This window comes from Halomonas marinisediminis, assembly GCF_004347715.1.
GTDB classification, from domain to species: domain Bacteria; phylum Pseudomonadota; class Gammaproteobacteria; order Pseudomonadales; family Halomonadaceae; genus Halomonas; species Halomonas icarae.
In genome coordinates this window covers 1-317 of the sequence record NZ_SLTR01000193.1, presented here as the reverse complement: position 1 = coordinate 317, position 317 = coordinate 1, and the positions used below count along the sequence as shown (strand labels likewise).

The 317-nt window shown below is 71.6% G+C and carries 1 protein-coding gene; it reads left to right on the top strand.

Annotated elements, in window-relative coordinates; all coding sequences use genetic code 11:
• A partial coding sequence (locus tag E0702_RS16340; RefSeq protein WP_165927584.1) for a LytS/YhcK type 5TM receptor domain-containing protein occupies positions 1-317 on the top strand: 317 nt, incomplete at both ends.

Below are 317 nucleotides of genomic sequence, written 5' to 3'. Positions count from 1 at the left end.
CGTGCGCGGGGGGGCTGCCTGCCTGTCCGTGACCGTGGCGACTCGGCTCTATGTGGGGGGCGTCGGCATGTGGGCCGGAGCACTCGGCATGGTCCTCGCACTGGCCGCCGGGATCTACTGGGCGCGCAAGACCAAGGGGGCGGAGCGGCGCGGCATCCTCGCCCTGCTGTCGCTGGCGCTCCTGATGTCCGCACACCTGGTCGCCGCCCTGATCCTGCCGGAGGCCGCGCGCACCCTGTTCCTGGCCGACGCCGCCCTGCCGATCTTCCTTGTGAACATGATCGCCATGCCGATCGCGGCCAGCATCCTCGAACGGG